Below are 15,010 nucleotides of genomic sequence, written 5' to 3'. Positions count from 1 at the left end.
GAAAGCCTCAGGCCGTCGGCCCCGAGGACTTGCCGGCCTGCACCATGCGCATGGCCGAGGCGATGAGCGCCGCGGTCTCGGTCATGTTGCTCGGCACGATCAGCGTGGTCTTGGAGTCGGCCGCGACCTTGCCGTAGGCATCGACCGCGCGTTCGGCCACCTTGAGCTGCACCGCCTGCTCGCCGCCCGGCTGCTGGATCGCGGCGGCCACGCGTTCGATGGCGTCGGCCGTCGCGGTGGCCACCGCGGTGATCGCGGCCGCCTCGCCCTGGGCGTTGTTGATCTGGGCCTGCTTCTCGCCCTCGGAGCGCGCGATGAAGGCCTCGCGTTCGCCGGTGGCGATGTTGATCTGCTCCTGGCGCCGGCCCTCGGAGGCCGCGATCAGCGCGCGCTTCTCGCGTTCGGCCGTGATCTGGCGCTGCATCGCCTGCAGGATTTCCTTCGGCGGCGTCAGGTCCTTGATCTCGTAGCGCAGCACCTTCACGCCCCAGTTGAGCGCCGCCTCGTCGATGGCCGCGACCACCTGGGCATTGATGACGTCGCGCTCCTCGAAGGTCTTGTCGAGCTCCAGCTTGCCGATCACGCTGCGCAGCGAGGTCTGGGCGAGCTGGGTCACGGCCACGATGTAGTTCGACGAGCCGTAGCTCGCGCGCATCGGGTCGGTGACCTGGAAGTAGAGGATGCCGTCGACCTGCAGCTGCGTGTTGTCGCGCGTGATGCAGATCTGGCTCGGCACGTCGAGCGGGATTTCCTTCAGGCTGTGCTTGTAGGCCACGCGGTCGATGAACGGGATCAGGAAGTTGGGGCCGGGCGTCATGGTGCCGTGGTACTTGCCCAGGCGCTCGCGCACCCAGGCGTTCTGCTGCGGCACGAACTTCACCGACTGACTGATGAAGATGATCGCGATGACCAGGATGATGACGGGGACCGAATATTCCATGGCTTCTGTACCTTTCCTCTTTCGTTCTCGGGTTCTAGATCTTGTCGACCACCAGCCGGCTGCCGACCACCTCCACCACGCGGTGCTCGCCGGTGGAGGGCGCATGGCCCGCGCGCTGCACGACGGTCCACTGGGCGCCGCGGTAGCGCACGGTGGCGGTGCCGTCGGGATTCCAGGCCTCGACCTGCACGCGCTCGCCGATGTCGAGATTGAGGTCGCGGTTGGCTTCGGTGGGTGGGGGCGGCGGGCGCTTGCGCTGGATCGAGTACCAGGACAGCACCGCGACCACGCCGACGACGGCGGCCACCAGCAGCTGGGTGACTGTGCCGAAGCCCAGGTGGGCGGAGATCGCCGCGGCGGCGAATCCGCCGGCCAGCAGCAGCAGGTAGATCGTGCCGGACAGGAGCTCGACCACGATTGCCGCGCCAGCGATCAACCACCAGATCGTGGAATTCGCCATTGACATCTCCTTCCTTGTTTTGTTTCAGGCGACCCCATTCTGAGGCATGCGCTCCCGCGCGCCCGGACTCGCCTGCACTTTGTGGGGGCTCCCGGCGCGGCGCGGCGGGACGCATCGCGGCGACATTCGGCGGGCATTGCGCGCGCGGGCGAATTCTTCATCTGAATTCCGTACACTTCGCGCCTCATTGCCTGTCCCGGAGCTCTGCCCCATGAAATTCCGCTTCCCCATCGTCATCATCGACGAGGACTTCCGCTCCGAGAACACCTCGGGCCTCGGCATCCGCGCGCTCGCGCAGGCCATCGAGACGGAAGGCTTCGAGGTGCTGGGCGTCACGAGCTACGGCGACCTGAGCCAGTTCGCTCAGCAGCAAAGCCGTGCCAGCGCCTTCATCCTGTCGATCGACGACGAGGAATTCTCGATCGGGCCCGACCTCGATCCGGCGGTGCTGAACCTGCGCAATTTCATCGGCGAAGTGCGGCGCAAGAACGCCGACGTGCCGATCTACATCTACGGCGAGACCAAGACCTCGCGCCACATCCCGAACGACATCCTGCGCGAGCTGCACGGCTTCATCCACATGTTCGAGGACACCCCCGAATTCGTGGCGCGCCACATCATCCGCGAGGCCAAGAGCTACCTCGAGAGCGTGCAGCCGCCGTTCTTCAAGGCGCTGATCGACTACGCGGAAGACGGCTCCTACTCGTGGCACTGCCCGGGCCACTCGGGCGGCGTGGCCTTCCTCAAGAGCCCGGTGGGCCAGATGTTCCACCAGTTCTTCGGCGAGAACATGCTGCGCGCCGACGTCTGCAACGCGGTGGAGGAACTGGGCCAACTGCTCGACCACACCGGCCCGGTGGCGGCCAGCGAGCGCAACGCGGCGCGCATCTTCAATGCCGACCACTGCTTCTTCGTGACCAACGGCACCAGCACCAGCAACAAGATGGTGTGGCACCACACGGTGGCGCCCGACGACGTGGTGGTGGTGGACCGCAACTGCCACAAGTCGATCCTGCACGCGATCATCATGACGGGCGCGATCCCCGTCTTCATGAAGCCCACGCGCAACCACTTCGGCATCATCGGCCCGATCCCCAAGAGCGAGTTCGAGCCCGAGGCCATCAAGGCCAAGATCAAGGCCAATCCGCTGCTGGCGGACGTCGATGCCAACAAGGTCAAGCCGCGCGTGATGACGCTCACGCAGTCGACCTACGACGGCGTGATCTACAACACCGAGACCATCAAGAACACGCTCGACGGCTACGTCGACACGCTGCACTTCGACGAGGCCTGGCTGCCGCACGCCGCCTTCCACCCCTTCTACGGCTCCTACCACGCGATGGGCAAGCGCCGCGTGCGGCCGAAGGAGTCGCTGGTGTTCGCGACCCAGTCCACGCACAAGCTGCTGGCCGGCATCAGCCAGGCCAGCCACGTGCTGGTGCAGGACTCGCAGAACCGCCAGCTCGACCGCGACCTGTTCAACGAGGCCTACCTGATGCACTCGTCGACCAGCCCGCAGTACGCGATCATCGCGAGCTGCGACGTGGCCGCCGCGATGATGGAGCCGCCCGGCGGCACCGCGCTGGTGGAGGAGAGCATCCTCGAGGCGCTCGACTTCCGCCGCGCCATGCGCAAGGTCGAGGAGGAGTTCGGCAAGGACGAGTGGTGGTTCAAGGTCTGGGGTCCCGAGAAGCTCGTGGACGAGGGCATCGGCGTGCCGGACGACTGGATCATGCACGGCGAGAAGAACGGCAAGAGCCGTTCGAAGAAGTCGCCGCGCAACTGGCACGGCTTCGGCGAACTGGTCGACGGCTTCAACATGCTCGACCCGATCAAGTCGACCATCGTGACGCCGGGCCTGGACCTCGAGGGCAACTTCGCCGAGAGCGGCATTCCCGCCAGCGTGGTGACCAAGTTCCTCGCCGAGCACGGCGTGATCGTCGAGAAGACCGGCCTCTACAGCTTCTTCATCATGTTCACCATCGGCATCACCAAGGGCCGCTGGAACACGCTGCTGACGGCGCTGCAGCAGTTCAAGGACGACTACGCGCGCAACCAGCCGATGTGGCGGATCATGCCGGAGTTCTGCCAGCAGCACACCGGTTACGAGCGCCTCGGCCTGCGCGACCTGTGCCAGCACATCCACCAGCTCTACGCGCGCTACGACGTAGCCCGCCTGACGACCGAGATGTACCTGAGCGACCTCACGCCCGCGATGAAGCCCAGCGACGCCTTCGCGCACATCGCGCACCGCAAGACCGAGCGCGTGGAGATCGACGAACTCGAGGGCCGCATCACCACCAGCCTGATCACGCCGTACCCGCCGGGCATTCCGCTCCTGATCCCGGGCGAGGTCTTCAACAAGAAGATCGTCGACTACCTGAAGTTCTCGCGCGAGTTCAACACGCAGTGCCCGGGTTTCGAGACCGACATCCACGGTCTGGTGGCGCGTGTCGACGAGACGGGCAAGAAGCGCTACTACGCCGACTGCGTGCGGAAGAGCGCCTGAGCGCCGAAGCGCGAGGGGAGAAGGCTGCGCAGGGCGGCTCAGCCGTCCTCGCGCACGCGCATGAAGCGTGCGAAGCGCGGCAGCCCGCCGGCCGTGAGCCCGTTGTAGCGGTAGGTGACCCAGGTGCCGATCGCGGGCGGATGCTCGCGCTCGGCATCGCTCAGGCCGGTGCCCAGCTTGAAGCGCTGGCCGCCGGGCATCTCGACCAGCAGCGCGCCGAGCCGCTGGGCATGCCTGCCCTTGCCGGGCACGTGGCCGACCACGCGGGCCTCGGCATCGTCGTGGGTCTTGACCTTGAGCAGGTCGTTGTTGCGCTCGGCGCGGTAGAGCGAGGCGCCGCGGTGCAGCATCAGGCCTTCGCCGCCCATCTTCACGGTCTTGTCGAGCAGCGCCTGCAGCGCCTCGGCCGTGGTCGCGCGTTCCTGCGGCACCGCGACCACCCAGGGCGCGTCGGTGATCGGCAGCAGCCTGCGCAGCACGCCGAGGCGGGCCGTGAAGTCGCCGCCCTGGGCCGGCAGGTCGAACACCATGAACTTCATCTCGTGCCAGGCGATGTCGTTGGGCGTCTGGCTGCGCACCGTCGACACCGCATGCGCGAAGCGTCCGCGGCCGGCCCAGAGTTCGCCGTCGAGCGGCTGCTTGGGCAGCGTCGCGGTGAACCAGGCCGGCGCCACGATGCGCTCGCCGCCGCGCGTGTAGAGCTGCCGCCCGTCCCAGTACGCGCGCACGCCGTCGTATTTCTCGCTGACCCAGTAGTCGGCCAGCGACATGCCCGGCTTGTAGACCTCGGCCAGCATCAGGGCCGGCGCACCGGCGCGCGCGGGCAAGGCCAGCACGAGGCCCAGGGTGGCGAGCAGCAGGGAACGTCGATGGAGCACGGGTGCTATGAAATGAGTAGCTGGAAACGACCGATGGATGCCCATTTGTGGCCGAAGTTCCATGGCGGGGCAAGCGCGGCGCGACCGGCGCGCATCGCCGTCCGACGGGCGCGAGGCCGCGCCCGTGAGCAGCTTGGCCGCTTACTCGGCCATGCCGCCGACGACGTTGCTGAAGCCGCCGTCGACGTAGGTGATCTCGGCCGTCACGCCGCTGGCGAGGTCGCTCAGCAGGAAGGCCGCCACGTTGCCGACTTCCTCGATCGTCACGTTGCGCCGGATCGGCGAGGCCTCGGCCACGGCGCCGAGCATCTTGCCGAAGCCCTTGATGCCGCTGGCCGCGAGCGTCTTGATCGGGCCGGCGCTGATGCCGTTGACGCGCACGCCCTTCGGGCCCAGCGAGGCCGCCGTGTAGCGCACCGAGGCCTCGAGCGAGGCCTTGGCCAGGCCCATGGTGTTGTAGTTGGGCAGCGCGCGCTCGGCGCCCAGGTAGGTCAGCGTGAGCAGGGCCGACCGGTCGTCGAGGTAGGGCTGGGCCGCCTTCGCCATCGCCGGGAAGCTGTAGGCGCTGATGTCGTGCGCGATGCGGAAGCCCTCGCGCGACAGGCCCTCGAGGAAGTCGCCCGCGATCGCCTCGCGCGGCGCGAAGCCGATGCTGTGCACGAAGCCGTCGAACTTCGGCCAGGCCTGCGACAGGTCGGCGAACAGCTTCTCGATCTGGGCGTCGTCGCCGACGTCGCAGTCGAAGATCAGCTTGGAATCGAAGTCGGCCGCGAACTCGGTGATGCGGTCCTTGAAGCGCTCGCCGACATAGCTGAAGGCGAGCTCGGCACCCTGTTCATGGCAGGCCTTGGCGATGCCGTAGGCGATGGAGCGGTTGCTCAGCACGCCGGTGATCAGGAGTTTTTTGCCGGAAAGAAAGCCCATGGAGTTGCCTCGTGAAAATCTCGGGGCAGAATTCTCGCATGCGAGGTTGGCTGCTCTGGTTCGGTTTGGCGCTCTCGGCGGCCCCTTCGTGGGCCGCCCATGCGTACGCGCAATTCGGCGACATCAAGTACGCGCCGGGCTTCACGCACTTCGACTACGTGAATCCGAACGCGCCCAAGGGCGGTGAATTCAGGCTGGTGCCGCCGACCCGGCCCACCAATTTCGACAAGTTCAACCCGTTCACGCTCAAGGGTACCGGGCCCTCGGGCCTCGGCGCGCTGATGTTCGAGAGCCTGATGACCGGCAACTCCGAGGAGCCGACCACCGTCTACGGCCTGCTGGCCGAGGACATCGACGTGGCGCCCGACCGGCTCTCGGTGACCTTCAGGCTCAATCCCAAGGCCCGCTTCAACGACGGCTCGCCGGTGCTGGCGGCCGACGTGGTCCATTCGTTCCAGACCCTGATCGGCCCGCTCGCGGCGCCGCAGTTCAAGACCATCTATGCCGAGGTCAAGAAGGCGACCGCGCTCGGCGAACGCACGGTGCGCTTCGACTTCGCGAGCCCGAACCGCGAGCTGCCGCTGGTGGTCGGCAGCATGGCCGTCTTCAGCCGCCAATGGGGCGGCGGCAAACCCTTCGACCAGATCGTGACCGAGGTGCCGATCGCCTCCGGTCCCTACAAGCCCGCGAGCGACCGGCTGGGCCGCGACATCACCTACGTGCGCCGCGCCGACTACTGGGGCGCGGACCTGCCGGTGCGCAAGGGCCTGTTCAACTTCGACCGCATCGCCTACAAGGTCTATCTCGACGAGACCGCGCGCTTCGAGGGCCTGAAGGCCGGCGAGTTCGACTTCATGCGCGAGTTCGTCTCGCGCAACTGGGCGCGCCAGTACAAGGGCAAGCAGTTCGACAGCGGCGAGATCGTCAAGCGCGGCTTCGAGAACCACAACCCCGGCGACTTCCAGGGCTACATCTTCAACACGCGCCGCGACAAGTTCAAGGACGTGCGCGTGCGCCAGGCCATCGGCCTCGCGATGGACTTCGAGTGGCTCAACCGCCAGCTGTTCTACGGCATCTACACGCGGGTGCAGGGCTATTTCCCGAACAGCGACTTCCACGCGGAAGGCCTGCCCGGGCCCGACGAACTGGCGCTGATGGAGCCGCTGCGCGCCAAGCTCCGGCCCGAGGTGTTCGGGCCCGCGCCGGTGCCCGCGAGCACCGATCCGCCCGGCAGCCTGCGCGAGAACCTGCGCAAGGCGAGGGCGCTCTTGGCCGAGGCCGGCTGGACCTACCGCGACGGCGCGCTGCGCAATGCGAAGAACGAGGCCTTCACGATCGAGTTCCTCAACGACCAGCCCTCGCTGATCCGCGTGGCGACGCCGCTGCAGACCGCGCTGAAGAAGCTGGGCATCGAAATGAGCTTTCGCACCGTCGACTTCTCGCTCTCGCAGCAGCGCATGCAGAACTACGACTTCGACATGACCTCGATGCGGCTGCCGGGCAACAGCGCGCCGGGCGGCGAGCTGTTCGAGCTGTTCGGTTCGAAGTCGGCCGAGACGCCGGGCTCTTCCAACTACTGGGGCATCGCCGATCCGGCGGTCGACGCCATCGTCGGCAAGGTGGTGTCGGCCACCACGCGCCCCGAGCTCACCACGGCCCTGCGCGTGCTCGACCGCGTGCTCTCGGCCGGCTACTACTCGATCCCGATGTACTACGGCAGCGCCTTCCTGGTCGGCTACCGGCCGGCCGGCGTGGTGCTGCCGCCGACCGTTCCGCCGTACTACGATGTCGGCGACTGGGCCCTCGCGACGTGGTGGGCCTCGCCGGCCAACAAGTAGCGCCAGCCGCACCCGAACAGATCCGGAGCACGACAAACCGCATGGCCAGCTACATCCTCAAGCGACTGCTGCTGATGATCCCCACGCTCCTGGGCGTGCTGATCATCACCTTCGGCGTGATCCAGTTCGTGCCGGGCGGTCCGGTCGAGCAGATGGTGGCGCAGTTGCAGGGGCGCGATTCGGGCGGCGAGCGGGCCGCGAGCAGCGGCGCCGGCTACCGTGGCCGCCAGGGCCTCGATCCGCAGCGCATCGAGGAGATCAAGAAGCTCTACGGCTTCGACAAGCCGGCCCACGAGCGCCTGTGGACCATGCTCAAGTCCTTCGCGCGCTTCGACCTCGGCACCAGCTTCTACCAGCGCAAGGACGTGTGGGAACTGGTCAAGGAGAAGATGCCGGTCTCGATCAGCCTGGGCCTGTGGACCTTCTTCATCAGCTACCTGATCGCGGTGCCGCTGGGCGTGGCCAAGGCAGTGCGCGCGGGCTCGCGCTTCGACTTCCTCACCACGCTGATCGTGCTGATCGGCTATGCCATCCCGGGCTTCGTGCTCGGCGTGGCGCTGTTGGTGATCTTCGGCGGCCAACTGCAGTGGTTCCCGCTGCGCGGCCTGACCTCGCCGAACTGGGAGAGCCTGAGCTGGGGCGCGCGCATCGTCGACTACCTCTGGCACATCGCGCTGCCGGTCACGGCGATGGTGATCGGCAGCTTCGCCGTGACGGCGATGCTGACCAAGAACTCCTTCCTCGAGGAGATCCGCAAGCAGTACGTGCTGACCGCGCGCGCCAAGGGCCTCGCCGAGCGGCAGGTGCTCTGGAAGCACGTGTTCCGCAATGCGCTGATCCCGATCATCACGGGCTTTCCGGCCGCCTTCATCGGCGCCTTCTTCACCGGCTCGCTGCTGATCGAGACCCTGTTCACGCTCGATGGCCTGGGCCTCCTAAGCTACGAGAGCGTGATCCGGCGCGACTACCCGGTGGTGCTGGGCACGCTCTACCTGTTCACGCTGATCGGGCTGGTGACCAAGCTGATTTCCGATCTCTGCTACGTCTGGGTCGATCCGAGGGTGAAGTTTGACTGAATCGATGCCCACCCCCGCCGCGCCGCATCCGCCGGCCAAGTCGGACAGCCCGGGCCGGCGCGCCTGGCGCCGCTTCCGCCGCAATCCGCTGGGCTTCTGGAGCCTGGTCCTGTTCTCCGTGCTCGTGGTGCTGAGCCTGTTCGCGGAGCTGCTGTCCACCGACAAGCCGCTGGTGGTGCGCTACGAGGGCCAGACCTACTTCCCGGTGCTGCGCGACTACTCCGAGAAGACCTTCGGCGGCGACTTCGAGACTCCGGCCGACTATCTCGATCCCTTCATCCGCGACCGCATCACGGCCGGCGCCAACTGGGCGCTCTACGCGCCCAATCCCTACGGCCCGCGCACGCTCAATTACTTCGCCAAGCAGCCCAACCCGGCTGCGCCCTCGGGCGAGAACCTGCTGGGCACCGACGACCGCGGGCGCGACCTGCTGGCGCAGCTGATCTACGGTTTCCGCGTCAGCGTGCTGTTCGCGCTGGCGCTCACGGCCGTGGGCGTGGTGCTGGGCATCGCCATCGGCGCGATCCAGGGCTTCTTCGCGGGCAAGACCGACCTGTTCCTGCAGCGGCTGCTCGAGATCTGGGGTTCGATGCCCGAGCTCTACCTGCTGATCATCTTCAGCGCCATCTTCACGCCCAGCGTGCTGCTGTTGCTCGTGCTGCTGAGCCTGTTCGGCTGGATGTCGCTGGCCGACTACGTGCGCGCCGAGTTCCTGCGCAACCGCCAGATGGACTACGTGCGCGCCGCGCGCGCGCTCGGCGTGAGCAACCTGCAGATCATGCGGCGCCACATCCTGCCCAACAGCATGGTGCCGGTCGTCACCTTCCTGCCGTTCCGCATGAGCGCGGCCATCCTTGCGCTGACCTCGCTCGACTTCCTCGGGCTCGGCGTGCCGCCGGGCACGCCCTCGCTGGGCGAACTGCTGAACCAGGGCAAGGCGAACATCGACGCCTGGTGGATCTCGATGTCCACCTTCGGCGTGCTGGTCTTCACCCTGATGCTGCTGACCTTCATGGGCGACGCGCTGCGCGACGCCCTCGATCCACGGAAGGCCGACAAGTGAAGCCGGGCCAATCCTCCCTCGCGGCCGGCGCGCCGCTGCTCGATGTGCGCGGCCTGCGCGTGGCCTTTGGCGGCAAGCCGGTGGTGCATGGCGTCGACTTCCGGATCGCGGCCGGCGAGAAGTTCGCGCTGGTGGGCGAATCGGGCTCGGGCAAGACCGTCACCGCGCTGTCGCTGCTGCGGCTGGTGCAGAACGCCGAGCTCTCGGGTTCGGCGCGGCTGTTCGATGCCGAGCGCGCGCAGGACGGGCGCGACCTGCTGTCGATCCCCGAGCGCGAGCTGCGCGGCATCCGCGGCAAGGAGATCGCGATGATCTTCCAGGAGCCGATGACCGCGCTCAACGCGCTCTACAGCGTGGGCGACCAGATCGCCGAGGTGCTGCAGCTGCACGAGGGCCTGCCGGCACGCGCCGCGCAGGAGGCCGCGGTGCAACTGCTGGCCGACACCGGCATTCCCGAGCCCGCGCGGCGCGCGCGGGCGCTGCCGCACCAGCTCTCGGGCGGCCAGCGCCAGCGCGCCATGATCGCCATGGCACTGGCCTGCCGGCCGCGCCTGCTGCTGGCCGACGAGCCGACCACCGCGCTCGACGTGACGGTGCGGGCCCAGATCCTCGAGCTGCTGGCCGATTTACAGCGCAAGTACGGCATGGCGGTGCTGCTGATCACCCACGACCTGAACCTGGTGCGCCATTTCGCCGACCGCGTCGCGGTGATGGAGCAGGGCCGCATCGTCGAGCACGGCCCGGTGGCGGACGTGTTCGAGGCGCCGCAACACCCCTACACGCGCAAGCTGATCGACAGCCATCCCACGCGCGACGTGACCCCCGCGCCGGCGCGGCCCGACGCGGCGCCGATCCTCTCGGCCACGGGACTGCGCGTGAGCTATCCGGTGCCCAGGCCCGGCTTCGCCGGTTGGTTCGGCAAGGGCGAGTTTGTGGCGGTGCAGGGTGCCGAGTTCCGCATCGCGCCCGGCGAAACCCTGGGCGTGGTCGGCGAGTCGGGCTCGGGCAAGTCGACCCTGGCGCTGGCCGCGCTGGGGCTGCTGCGCTTCCAGGGCGCGCTGAAGGTCGAGGGGCAGGGTTGGGGGCAGGGCCAGGCGTCCGATCTCGCGCTGCGGCGCGCGATGCAGGTGGTGTTCCAGGATCCGTTCTCCTCGCTGTCGCCGCGCATGACCGTCGAGCAGATCGTCGGCGAGGGCCTGCTGGTACATGCGCCCGAACTCAAGGCGTCCGACCGGCGCGCGCGGGCGCTGCAGGCGCTGGCCGACGTCGGGCTGACCGAGGCGCAGTTCCCGGCGCTGCTCGACCGCTATCCGCACGAGTTCTCGGGCGGGCAGCGGCAGCGGCTGGCGATCGCGCGCGCGCTGATCGTCGATCCGCGCCTGCTGGTGCTCGACGAGCCCACCAGCGCGCTCGACGTCACGATCCAGAAGCAGGTGCTGGGGCTGCTGCAGCGGCTGCAGCGCGAGCGCGGATTGAGCTATCTGCTGATCACGCACGACGTGGAGGTGATCCGCGCCATGGCGCACCAGGTCATCGTCATGAAGGACGGGGCGATCCTCGAGTCGGGCCCGGTCGACCGGGTGCTCGACGCTCCCGAACACCTCTACACGCAGAAACTGGTGGCCGCCGCGCAGCTGGCCTGACGGCGAACGCGACCTACAACAACGAGCATTGCGCGAAAAGATGTCGGAAATCGGACAAGACAGGCGCGGCGCCTGGCGGGCGGCGCTCGCCTGCATGGTGACGCTGGCGGTGGCCATGGGGTTGGGGCGCTTCGCCTTCACGCCGATGCTGCCGATCATGCTGCACGAGGGCAAGCTCGAGCTCGAGGCCGGCGGTCTGCTGGCTTCGCTCAACTATCTCGGGTATTTCGTCGGCGCGGTGAGCTGCGCGGCCATCGGCGTGCGCGCCAAGACCATGGTGCGCGGCGGCCTGCTGGCCACCGCGGCGCTGCTGGTCGGCATGGGCTTGCTGCACAGCTTCACCGCCTGGGGCGTGCTGCGCGCGGCGGCCGGCGTGATGAGCGCCTGGGTGTTCGTGTTCGCCTCGAGCTGGGGCCTGCGCCGGCTGGCCGAAACGCGTTCGCCGGCGCTCGGCGGCGTGATCTACACCGGCCCGGGCGTCGGTATCGCGATGACCGGGCTGCTGGGCGGGGCGCTCGGCCGCTGGGGCTCCGAAGCCGGCTGGATCGGCCTGGGCGTGCTCGCCTTGGTGCTGATCGCGGCGATCTGGCGCGTGTTCAACGACGGCGAGCAGGCCGTGGCCGGCGGCGCGGCGCCCGCGCCCGTCGCGGCGCCGAGCGCCCAGGAGTCGGCCGCGGCGCGTTCCGACGCGATCTGGCTGGTCGCGCTCTACGGGCTGGCGGGCTTCGGCTACATCATCACCGCCACCTTCCTGCCGGTGATCGCGCGCCAGGCGTTGCCGGGCTCGTTCTGGCCCGACTATTTCTGGCCGCTGTTCGGCGCCGCGATCATTCCGGGCGCATTGATCGGCTCGCGCGCGCCCATGCACTGGGACAACCGCCTGCTGCTGGCGATCGCCTATGCGCTGCAGGCGGTCGGCGTGGTGCTGTCCGTGGCCTGGCCGAGCGTGGTCGGTTTCGCCCTCGGCAGCCTGCTGCTGGGCATGCCGTTCACCGCCATCACGCTGTTCGCCGTGCGCGACGCGCGCCGGTTGCGTGGCAATGCGGCGGCCGGGCTGATCGGCTATGCCACCGCGTCGTACGGCGTGGGTCAGATCATCGGCCCGCTGTTCGCGGCGCCACTGGCGCAGCGCACCGGCTCGTTCCAGATTCCGCTGCTGGTCGCGGCGGCCGCGCTGGCGCTGGGATCGGTGTTGTTCGCGGCCGTCTGGGCGCGCTCCAGGCGCGTCGCCGCCGCTCGGGAAGGGGCCGCCACGCCCTGAGCCGCGAACGGGCGTGGTCCGCGTGCAGAAGTGCCCCTTCATTTATCACAGAAGTGGCATATAATTGGAGGCTCACGACCAAACGGGCGGGTACCAACCGCCCGTTTTTTTATGGTCCATCCGGTATTGAGTTATCGAGTGGAATTCCGGGCGGCAGCAATTTCCGGTTTCCTCGCGATTTCTCGCCGAAGCGATTTTTATCGATGGCGCGGTACCTGGCGGGCGGGTTATTGCACATCGTCGATTGAATAAAAAAGGCACCTTCGAACACGTGGCATTGCAGCAGACAGTGGAACAAACCGTGGCCGGTCTCGGCTATGACCTGGTCGAGATCGAACGCTCGGCGGGAGGATTGCTGCGCGTGACGATTGATTTGCCGTGGACGGCCCCCACATCGGAGGCTCTCGCCGCCGGCACGCCCGAGCCCTTCGTCACGGTCGAGGACTGCGAGAAGGTCACGCGACAGCTCCAGTTTGCGCTCGAGGTCGATGGCGCCGACTACAAGCGGCTCGAGGTGTCCTCGCCGGGCATCGATCGTCCGCTGCGCCACGAGAAGGATTTCGAGCGCTTCGAGGGCGAAGTGATCGACATCACGCTGAAGGCGCCGATCGGCGAGGCGGCGGCCGGCCAGGTGTCGGCCAATCGCAAGAAGTTTCGCGGCACGCTTGAGCGGGCCGCACAGGCTGAGGGGGGCGACGGCCCCCGGGGCTGGCAGATCGTCTGGAGCGACGAGCCGGAGCCCAAGCCGGGTCAGAAGGTCAGCAAGAAGCGCGCGCCGGCACCGTTGCAGGCGCTGGGCTTCGTGCTGGACGAGCTGCGCGAGGCGCGGCTGGCACCCATCGTGGATTTCAAGGGGCGCAAGCCCAGGGCCCGTCAGGGCTCGCAGGACATTGGCGGAACAAAGGTTCCGGACTGACTAGAGGAGTGGTGGCATGAATCGCGAAATGTTGATGTTGGTGGATGCGATCTCGCGCGAGAAGAACGTCGAGCGTGACGTCGTCTTCGGCGCGGTCGAGTCCGCGCTGGCGCAGGCCACCAAGAAGCTGTACCAGGGCGAGGTGGACATCCGCGTCGCCGTCGACCGCGACAGCGGCGACTACGAGACCTTCCGCCGCTGGCACGTGGTGCCCGACGAAGCCGGCCTGCAGCAGCCCGACCAGGAAATCCTGCTGTTCGAAGCCAAGGAAGAGATGCCCGACATCGAGGTCGACGAGTACATCGAGGAAGCGGTGGACTCGGTGCCGATCGGCCGCATCGGCGCCATGGCCGCCAAGCAGGTGATCCTGCAGAAGATCCGCGACGCCGAGCGCGAGATGCTGCTCAACGACTTCATGTCGCGCGGCGACAAGATCTTCGTGGGCACCGTCAAGCGCCTGGACAAGGGCGACATCATCGTCGAGGCCGGGCGAGTCGAAGGCCGCCTGCGCCGCAGCGAGATGATCGCCAAGGAAAACCTGCGCAACGGCGACCGCGTGCGCGCCATGATCATGGAGGTCGACCTGACGCTGCGCGGCGCGCCGATCATCCTGTCGCGCTCGGCCCCCGAGTTCATGATCGAGCTGTTCCGCCAGGAAGTGCCCGAGATCGAACAGGGCCTGCTCGAGATCAAGAGCTGCGCCCGCGACCCCGGTTCGCGCGCCAAGATCGCCGTGCTTTCGCACGACAAGCGCGTCGACCCGATCGGCACCTGCGTCGGCGTGCGCGGCACGCGCGTCAACGCCGTGACCAACGAGCTCGCCGGCGAGCGCGTGGACATCGTGCTGTGGAGCGAGGATCCGGCCCAATTCGTGATCGGCGCCCTGGCGCCGGCCAACGTGTCCTCCATCGTGGTGGACGAGGAGAAGCACGCCATGGACGTGGTGGTCGACGAGGAAAACCTCGCGATCGCGATCGGCCGTGGCGGCCAGAACGTGCGTCTGGCTTCCGAGCTCACCGGCTGGAAGATCAACATCATGGACGCCAACGAGTCGGCCCAGAAGCAGGCGAACGAGACCGACGCCGCGCGCCGCCTGTTCATGGAGAAGCTCGACGTCGACGAGGAAATCGCGGACATCCTGATCTCCGAGGGCTTCACCAGCCTCGAGGAAGTGGCCTACGTGCCGATCTCCGAGATGCTCGAGATCGAAGCCTTCGACGAAGACACGGTCAACGAACTGCGCTCGCGTGCCAAGGATGCGCTGCTGACCATGGAAATCGCCAAGGAGGAGGGCGTCGAAACCGTCTCGCAGAACCTGCGCGACCTCGAAGGCCTGAACCCCGACCTGATTCCGAAGCTGGCCGAGGCGGGGGTGAACACCCGCGACGACCTGGCCGACCTCGCGGTCGATGAACTCACCGAGATCACCGGCCTGAGCGCCGATGACGCCAAAACCCTCATCTTGAAGGCCCGCGAACACTGGTTCGCCGGCCAAGAGTGAT

12 protein-coding genes are annotated in these 15,010 nt (G+C 67.7%); 8 read left to right on the top strand and 4 right to left on the bottom strand.

Features of this window, described 5'->3' with window-relative positions:
* Window positions 1–7: 7 nt before the first annotated feature.
* Both KV106_RS01785 and KV106_RS01780 read right to left on the bottom strand, forming a co-directional pair.
* A complete protein-coding gene (locus KV106_RS01785) occupies window positions 8–940 on the bottom strand; it encodes an SPFH domain-containing protein (protein WP_057591727.1) in 933 nt (310 codons plus the stop codon).
* Between the two features lie 34 nt (window positions 941–974).
* Complete coding sequence (locus KV106_RS01780) at window positions 975–1,400, bottom strand: NfeD family protein (RefSeq protein ID WP_261205848.1); 426 nt, start codon at window positions 1,398–1,400, stop codon at window positions 975–977.
* A gap of 211 nt (window positions 1,401–1,611) precedes the next feature.
* Between KV106_RS01780 and KV106_RS01775 the strand changes: the two genes are divergently transcribed.
* On the top strand, window positions 1,612–3,909 hold the full coding sequence (locus KV106_RS01775; protein WP_057591725.1) for an arginine/lysine/ornithine decarboxylase: 2,298 nt from the start codon (window positions 1,612–1,614) through the stop codon (window positions 3,907–3,909).
* A 38-nt stretch (window positions 3,910–3,947) separates the two neighbouring features.
* Here the strand turns inward: KV106_RS01775 and KV106_RS01770 are convergent, their stop codons facing one another.
* Together KV106_RS01770 and fabI are read right to left on the bottom strand one after the other, a co-directional pair.
* The gene (locus tag KV106_RS01770; protein ID WP_261205847.1) at window positions 3,948–4,787 is read right to left on the bottom strand and encodes a DNA ligase; all 840 of its coding nucleotides are present in this window, start codon (window positions 4,785–4,787) and stop codon (window positions 3,948–3,950) included.
* A gap of 141 nt (window positions 4,788–4,928) precedes the next feature.
* Window positions 4,929–5,711: an enoyl-ACP reductase FabI gene (gene fabI / locus KV106_RS01765; RefSeq protein WP_261205846.1), complete on the bottom strand. Its 783-nt coding sequence runs from the start codon at window positions 5,709–5,711 to the stop codon at window positions 4,929–4,931.
* A 38-nt stretch (window positions 5,712–5,749) separates the two neighbouring features.
* On the opposite strand from fabI, the gene KV106_RS01760 reads away from it, so the two are divergent.
* From KV106_RS01760 to nusA, 7 genes are all read left to right on the top strand, one after another.
* A complete protein-coding gene (locus tag KV106_RS01760) occupies window positions 5,750–7,549 on the top strand; it encodes an extracellular solute-binding protein (RefSeq protein ID WP_057591722.1) in 1,800 nt (599 codons plus the stop codon).
* Between the two features lie 41 nt (window positions 7,550–7,590).
* Window positions 7,591–8,625 (top strand): microcin C ABC transporter permease YejB, encoded by a 1,035-nt coding sequence (locus tag KV106_RS01755; protein ID WP_057591721.1) that lies wholly within the window; start codon window positions 7,591–7,593, stop codon window positions 8,623–8,625.
* 4 nt (window positions 8,626–8,629) lie between these two features.
* A complete protein-coding gene (locus KV106_RS01750; RefSeq protein WP_057591720.1) occupies window positions 8,630–9,688 on the top strand; it encodes an ABC transporter permease in 1,059 nt (352 codons plus the stop codon).
* Window positions 9,685–11,331, top strand: coding sequence for an ABC transporter ATP-binding protein (locus tag KV106_RS01745; RefSeq protein WP_261205844.1), 1,647 nt, complete (start codon window positions 9,685–9,687; stop codon window positions 11,329–11,331). The genes KV106_RS01750 and KV106_RS01745 overlap by 4 nt, the downstream gene beginning before the upstream one ends.
* Window positions 11,332–11,371: 40 nt before the next feature.
* Complete coding sequence (locus KV106_RS01740) at window positions 11,372–12,592, top strand: YbfB/YjiJ family MFS transporter (protein WP_261205843.1); 1,221 nt, start codon at window positions 11,372–11,374, stop codon at window positions 12,590–12,592.
* A 271-nt stretch (window positions 12,593–12,863) separates the two neighbouring features.
* Window positions 12,864–13,508 carry a ribosome maturation factor RimP gene (rimP, locus tag KV106_RS01735; protein WP_261205970.1) on the top strand — a complete coding sequence of 215 codons (645 nt, stop codon included), beginning with the start codon at window positions 12,864–12,866 and terminating at the stop codon, window positions 13,506–13,508.
* Window positions 13,509–13,524: 16 nt separating this feature from the next.
* A complete protein-coding gene (gene nusA, locus KV106_RS01730) occupies window positions 13,525–15,009 on the top strand; it encodes a transcription termination factor NusA (protein ID WP_057591716.1) in 1,485 nt (494 codons plus the stop codon).
* Window position 15,010 lies beyond the last annotated feature (1 nt).

Origin of the sequence: Variovorax endophyticus (genome assembly GCF_025376855.1) — a bacterium.
GTDB lineage: Bacteria > Pseudomonadota > Gammaproteobacteria > Burkholderiales > Burkholderiaceae_C > Variovorax.
This window is presented reverse-complemented; position numbering and strand designations above follow the sequence as displayed.